The sequence below is a fragment of the Lonsdalea britannica genome (genome assembly GCF_946477055.1).
In the GTDB taxonomy this organism is placed as follows: Bacteria; Pseudomonadota; Gammaproteobacteria; order Enterobacterales; family Enterobacteriaceae; genus Lonsdalea; species Lonsdalea britannica_A.
In genome coordinates, this window is record NZ_CAMKXG010000202.1 from 1 (window position 1) to 6,547 (window position 6,547).

Here is a 6,547-nt window from a genome sequence, read left to right on the forward strand (position 1 = left end):
GCTATTTTATAAGTCCACCAACATTCTCTACCTCTATATCTGCTGCATTATCGTGGGCAGCATCATGAGCATGAATCGGGACACCTTAATCCAAGGTTTCATCAGGATTTTCTTTCCCATGCTGTGTGGCGAAATTGCCGGCATGTTGGTCGGCGTGGGCGTCGGACTCGCGTTGGGTATGGATCCCTTCCAGGTGTTCTTCTTTTTGGTGCTGCCTATCATGGCGGGCGGCGTGGGCGAGGGAGCGATACCGCTTTCCATCGGCTATGCGACGCTGCTGCATATGGATCAGGGCGTGGCGCTGGGAAGAATATTGCCGATTGTCATGCTGGGTGGGCTGACCGCCATCATGCTGGCGGGGATGCTTAACCAGCTCGGCAAGCGTTATCCGCATCTGACCGGCGAGGGTGAGTTGATGCCGGGCAAATCTAACGACAACAAGAAATCCACGGCGCTGTCGGCCGAACTCAGCGGTAAAATCGACGTGACCGCGCTGGCCTCTGGGGCGCTGCTGGCCATCATGCTCTACATGGTGGGTATGCTGGGCCACAAATACATCGGCTTGCCCGCACCGGTTGGCATGCTGTTTGCTGCAGTTTTAGTGAAATTAGCGCATGGCGTTTCGCCGCGGATTCTGGAAGGATCGCAGGTGGTGTACAAATTTTTCCAGACGTCAGTGACCTATCCCATTCTCTTTGCTGTCGGCGTCGCGATTACGCCGTGGGAAGAGTTGGTGCATGCTTTCACTATTACCAACCTGATCGTTATCGTTTCCACGGTGGTGACGCTGGTTGCGACGGGCTTTTTCGTTGGTAAAAAAATCGGGATGTACCCCATAGATGTAGCGATTGTCTCTTGCTGCCAAAGTGGGCAGGGTGGTACAGGAGATGTGGCTATCCTGACCTCCGGCAATCGCATGGTGCTGATGCCTTTCGCGCAGATTGCGACCCGCATCGGCGGTGCAATCAATGTTTCCGTGGCTTTACTGGTCCTCGGTAACTTTCTGATTTAAGCCAGTACGACAGTAAAGCAGTGAAGCATAAGTAATTTTTAATACGGGAATCATTATGAAACTTGCAAGCTACCGCCATAACGGAAAAGACAGCTACGGCATCTACACACCGGCTGGCTTTATTGACCTGCGCAGCAGACTGGGTCAACGTTATCCGGATTTAAAAGCATTACTGGCGGGAGACGGCTTGGCTGCAGCGAAAGCCTTTGTCGATGACGCGCCTGATGTGGCGGAGTCCGATGTCACGTTCTTACCGGTCATCGTTAACCCGGGGAAGATCCTGTGTGTCGGTATGAATTACGCGGCGAAACGCATAGAGTTTGATCAGGCCGACCCGGCGCCGACGCTGTTCGTGCGCTTTGCCGATTCTCAGACCGGGCACATGACCGATGTGCTGAAACCTCAGTTCTCGGATGAGTTCGACTATGAGGGCGAGCTGGCGGTAGTCATCGGTCGCCGGGGACAGAACATCGCTCGCGAAGATGCGCTATCGTTTGTCGCGGGATACAGCTGCTATATGGATGGTTCCGTACGTGACTGGCAGCACAGCTGGTTTACCGCCGGTAAAAACTGGCCGAAGACCGGCGCGTTTGGTCCTTACCTGACGACGAGCGATGAGATCCCCGATCCGCAGGTGTTGGATATCCACACTTACCTTAACGGCAGTCAGGTGCAGGAAGATAACACCAGCAACATGGTGCACAAGGTGCCGGAGCTGATCGAGTACATCAGCACCTTTACCTCGCTGGCGCCGGGCGATGTCATCATCACGGGGTCTCCGGGCGGCGTGGGTAAAAAGCGCCATCCGCCGCTGTTTATGCGCCCCGGCGATCGTATTGAAGTCGACATCGAACACCTCGGCAGACTGAGCAACACCATCGCTGAGGCCAAAAGCCGCATCGATGACGTGCAGCCCTCGTCAGCCACGATCACCCATTAATTTCGGTCCCCGTTCGCGCGGGGATATTTTTATCAGCCGTTATGTTGAATAGCCGTCAGAAGCAGGATTACCGTTATGTATGACGATGAGTCTTTCTTTATCACCACACTTGATGTCAAAGACCCTGCCGAGGAGCTGGAAGAGATTCACCAGTTTCTGACACGTTGTCAGTTGGGCATGGACAATGACGTAAACACCTTTGTGGTAGGGAGGCACTGCGGTCAACTGGTGGCCTGCGCGGGGCTGGCGTCGAACACCATCAAATGCGTGGCGGTGGATCCCGAGTTCAGAGACCTGAACCTGGGGGTGCGGATGGTCAATGAAGTGGTTCAGCTGGCCGCCGATCGCGGCACGTTCCACCTGTTTCTCTACACCAAACCCGATAATATCGCCATTTTTCGCGGCTGCGGCTTTTACCCCATCGCCAGTTACGACGAGACGGCGGTGCTGATGGAAAATACGCCGATCGGCATCAAACAGTATTGTCAGAAGCTGTCCGCGTTGCGGCAGCCCGGCGAGCGTATCGGCTCTATCGTGATGAACGCCAATCCCTTCACGTTGGGTCATCGTTATCTGGCCGAGCAGGCCGCCAGCGCCAGCGACTGGCTGCATATCTTCGTCGTGCGTGAAGACGTCTCTTTCTTTCCGTACAGCGAGCGGCTGGAGATGGTGCAGAAAGGGGTTGAACACATCCCCAATCTGACGGTACATCCCGGCTCAGATTACATGATTTCCAAGGCCACCTTTCCCGGCTATTTCCTGAAGGAAGAGAAGCTGATCACTCAGGCCCATGCGGCCATCGACCTGATTATTTTTCGCAAATACATCGCCCCCGCGCTCGGTATCAACCAGCGTTTCGTCGGGACAGAACCCTTCTGTCCGGTGACGTATCAATACAATCAGGATATGCACTACTGGCTGGAGCAGGACGGCAAAGTGAAGGCGCCTGCGCTCAAGGTGATTGAAATCGAGCGCACCTGCGAACACTCAGGCCGGGCCATCTCCGCATCGGAAGTCCGAAAACTCTTGAAGCTGCGCCAGCTCGATCCTATTCGAGACATGGTGCCGCCGACCACATTGCAGCATTTACAGCGTTACTGCGAGCCTCAGTACGCGTAATTCACTTTTCATGTATCAGGCAGGAAATAAAGATGAAGATTGTCAAGGAAGCCTTGGCGGGCACCTTTGAGTCCAGCGATTTGCTGGTCAAAGTCGCCCCTGCTGAAGGTCAGTTAACCGTCGTGATCAACAGTGAAGTCATCAAGCAGTTCGGAGATCAAATTAAAAAAGTCGTCGATGAAACCCTGCAGTCGCTGGGCGTTGAGGACGGCACCATAATCGTGGAAGACAAGGGCGCGCTGGACTGCGTGATCCGGGCTCGCGTGCAAAGCGCCATCCTGCGCGGGGCGGATGCCCAACAGATCGAATGGGAGAAACTCTAATGTCAACATTACGCCGCAGTATGCTGTTCCTCCCAGGCTCCAGCGCCGCCATGCTCTCCAACGCATTCATCTATAAACCCGACTCCATCATGTTCGACCTGGAAGATGCCGTGTCTCTGCGAGAAAAAGACACCGCGCGTCTGCTAGTGTTCCACGCGTTGCAACACCCGATGTATCGGGACATCGAAACCGTCGTGCGCATCAACCAGCTGAGCACGCCGTTCGGGCTGCTGGATTTGGAAGCGGCGGTTCGCGGAGGCGCGGATGTGATCCGTTTGCCGAAAACCGACTCCACCGACGATGTCGACGAGCTGGAACAGCATCTGGTGCGCATTGAGAAAGCGTGTGGTCGCGAAGTCGGATCGACGCGCATCATGGCGGCGATTGAATCCGCGGTCGGCGTCATCAACGCCGTGTCCATCGCACGTTCCTCCAAGCGCATGATCGGCATCGCGCTCGCGGCTTTCGACTATGTGATGGACATGCAGACGGAGCGCGGTGACGGCACCGAGCTGTTCTACGCCCGTTGCGCCGTGTTGCATGCCGCGCGTGCCGCTGGTATCGACGCTTTCGACGTGGTGTATTCCAACGTCAACGATGAAGAGGGCTTCCTGCGGGAGGTCGAACTGATCCGCAAACTGGGCTTCAACGGAAAATCGCTGATTAACCCGCGTCAGATTGAATTGCTGCACAACGCCTACGCGCCGACACAGGATGAGGTGGACTACGCCCAACTGGTGATTAAGACGGCGGAAGAAGGTGAGCGCGCCGGACTAGGCGTGATCTCGCTGAACGGCAAGATGATTGACGCGCCGATTATCGACCATGCCCGCCGGGTGGTGGAACGCGCCCAGGCATCCGGTGTGCGTAAGTGAACGTCGGCCTTTTTTCAGCAATGACAGGATTGGATCATGAGCAACATTATTGAAGCGCTGCGTCAGCAGTTTCCGGATAAAAGCGAGTTACAGCCGTTTGTCGACGCCAACCACAACACGCCGTGGCTGAACGATCTGACTCAGAAGCACGAGCGCAAGCTGTGTGCCGATTTGCAAGACGCCATCGTCAAAAGCGGTCTGAAAGACGGGATGACCATCTCCTTCCATCACCATTTCCGTGAAGGGGATAAGGTGATTAACAAGGTGATAGACACGCTGGCGGACATGGGATTCAAAGACCTGACGCTGGCCTCCAGCTCGTTGATGAGCTGCAACGCGCCGTTGGTCAAACACATCCGCAACGGGGTGATTCGCCAGATTTACACCTCGGGCATGCGCGGCAAGCTGGCCGACGCCGTTTCCCACGGATTGATGAAAGAGCCAGTGCAGATCCACTCGCACGGCGGCCGCGTGCATTTGCTGCAAAGCGGCGAACTGAAGATAGACGTCGCCTTTCTGGGCGTGCCGTGCAGCGATGAGTTCGGCAATGCCAATGGCACGGACGGCAAGTCCCGCTGCGGCTCGCTGGGCTATGCGATGGTGGATGCGGAGTTCGCTCGCCACGTTGTGCTGCTGACAGAAAGTCTGGTGCCGTTTCCCAATATGCCCGCCAGCATCGTGCAGGATCAGGTGGACTACATCGTGCAGGTCGACGAAGTCGGCGATCCGGCGAAGATCAGCGTCGGCGCGGCTCGCGTGACCAGTAACCCGCGTGAGTTGCTCATCGCTCGCTCCGCCGCCGATGTGATTGAGCATTCCGGTTATTTCAAACCCGGCTTCTCCATTCAGACCGGCTCCGGCGCGGCCTCCACCGCCTGCACCCGCTTCCTCGAAGATCGGATGCAGAAGCAGAATATCGTGGCGCGTTTCGCCCTCGGCGGCATCACCGGCAGCATCGTCGACCTGCATGAAAAAGGGTTAATCGAGAAACTGCTGGATACCCAGTGCTTTGATGCCAACGCGGCCGCGTCGCTGGCGACCAATCCTAACCACGTGGAAATCTCGACCAACGTCTACGCGAACCCGACTTCCAAGGCGGCGTGCTGCGATCAGTTGGACGTGGTGATCCTCAGCGCGCTGGAAATCGATCTGGACTTCAATGTCAACGTCATCACCGGCTCCGACGGCGTGATGCGCGGGGCTTCCGGCGGACACTGCGACGTGGCGACGGCGGCTAACCTGACGGTGATCGTGGCGCCGTTGATTCGCAGCCGTATTCCGACGGTGGTTCGTCACGTCACCACCTGTGTGACGCCGGGCGAAAGCATCGACGTCCTGGTGACCGATCACGGAATTGCCGTCAATCCGGCGCGTCCTGAAGTGGCCGAGCAACTGACGGCCGCTGGACTGACCGTCATGTCGATCGAAGCGCTGTATGAACGTGCTGTGGCGCTGGTAGGCGAGCCGAAACCGATCGCGTTTCACGACCGTATCGTCGGGGTGATCCGCTATCGCGACGGTAGCGTCATCGACGTCGTGCGTCAGGTGAAAGAGGACGATGAATAACGTGACGGCGCTGTTGCCCGAGACGGTTTCGCTGGAACGCCTGCTGGAAGCGAAAGAACGACGTGCCGCTCGCCAGCAGCGCCTGCTGGCGCGTCACCATGCCCCTTTGGTGTCGTTGACGCTGGTGACGCCGGGGCCGGTCAAGGACTCGCCGCTGTATCGCCGCGCGATGGAAGAGGCTGTGGCGGCGTTCGACGCGTTGAGCCGCGAACAAGGCTGGCAGGTAGCGGAACATCAGCTGCACTGGCCGGTGACGGGCGCGGAAGGATTCTGGGCGGTGGACGGCGATGCGTTGGCGATTAAACGCGCTACCGTGTCACTTGAAGACTCGCATCCGCTGGGGCGGCTGTGGGACTTCGACGTTTTCTGCCCGCAGTCCGGCGCGCTCAACCGCGCTCGTCTGGAACGTGCCGGTCGCCGCTGTCTTTTGTGCGACGAGCCCGCGCATGCCTGCGCGCGTTCGCGGCGGCATCCGTTGCCCGACGTCATTGCCCGGATTGAGGAGAGGCTGAATGCCTATTTCTCCTCACGCTGACGAATGTCTGGCTCAGACTGCCGTGTCCTCTGGCGCTCGCGCGGCGCTGCCTTTGCCGGATATTGACCGGTGGGTGGTGCAGGCGCTGACGGTAGAGGTCATGCTGACGCCAAAACCGGGTCTGGTGGACCGGGCTAACAACTGTCTCTTATACACATCTGACGCTGCCGACGAAGA

General features: G+C 57.5%; 7 protein-coding genes and 1 pseudogene. All 8 read left to right on the forward strand.

All coding sequences use genetic code 11. The features are described 5' to 3' along the window. Positions 1-1,012, forward strand: a 1,012-nt coding sequence (locus tag Q7O77_RS12960; protein WP_304167981.1) for a 2-hydroxycarboxylate transporter family protein, incomplete at its 5' end; no start/stop codon positions are given. Between the two features lie 55 nt (positions 1,013-1,067). After that, positions 1,068-1,952: a fumarylacetoacetate hydrolase family protein gene (locus Q7O77_RS12965; protein WP_304167983.1), complete on the forward strand. Its 885-nt coding sequence runs from the start codon at positions 1,068-1,070 to the stop codon at positions 1,950-1,952. A 75-nt stretch (positions 1,953-2,027) separates the two neighbouring features. Beyond that, positions 2,028-3,071, forward strand: coding sequence for a [citrate (pro-3S)-lyase] ligase (gene citC, locus Q7O77_RS12970; protein WP_304167986.1), 1,044 nt, complete (start codon positions 2,028-2,030; stop codon positions 3,069-3,071). Between the two features lie 32 nt (positions 3,072-3,103). Then, positions 3,104-3,394: a citrate lyase acyl carrier protein gene (gene citD, locus Q7O77_RS12975; RefSeq protein WP_304167989.1), complete on the forward strand. Its 291-nt coding sequence runs from the start codon at positions 3,104-3,106 to the stop codon at positions 3,392-3,394. Beyond that, positions 3,394-4,269, forward strand: coding sequence for a citrate (pro-3S)-lyase subunit beta (gene citE, locus Q7O77_RS12980; RefSeq protein WP_304167992.1), 876 nt, complete (start codon positions 3,394-3,396; stop codon positions 4,267-4,269). Before citD ends, citE begins: the two co-directional genes overlap by 1 nt. Positions 4,270-4,305: 36 nt before the next feature. Further along, positions 4,306-5,835, forward strand: a complete 1,530-nt coding sequence (citF, locus tag Q7O77_RS12985) for a citrate lyase subunit alpha (protein WP_085651651.1) — start codon at positions 4,306-4,308, stop codon at positions 5,833-5,835. Then, positions 5,828-6,370, forward strand: a complete 543-nt coding sequence (gene citX / locus Q7O77_RS12990) for a citrate lyase holo-[acyl-carrier protein] synthase (protein ID WP_304167995.1) — start codon at positions 5,828-5,830, stop codon at positions 6,368-6,370. Before citF ends, citX begins: the two co-directional genes overlap by 8 nt. Continuing rightward, a pseudogene (locus Q7O77_RS12995) lies at positions 6,348-6,547 on the forward strand (triphosphoribosyl-dephospho-CoA synthase); the annotation flags it as partial. The gene citX and the pseudogene Q7O77_RS12995, both read left to right, overlap by 23 nt.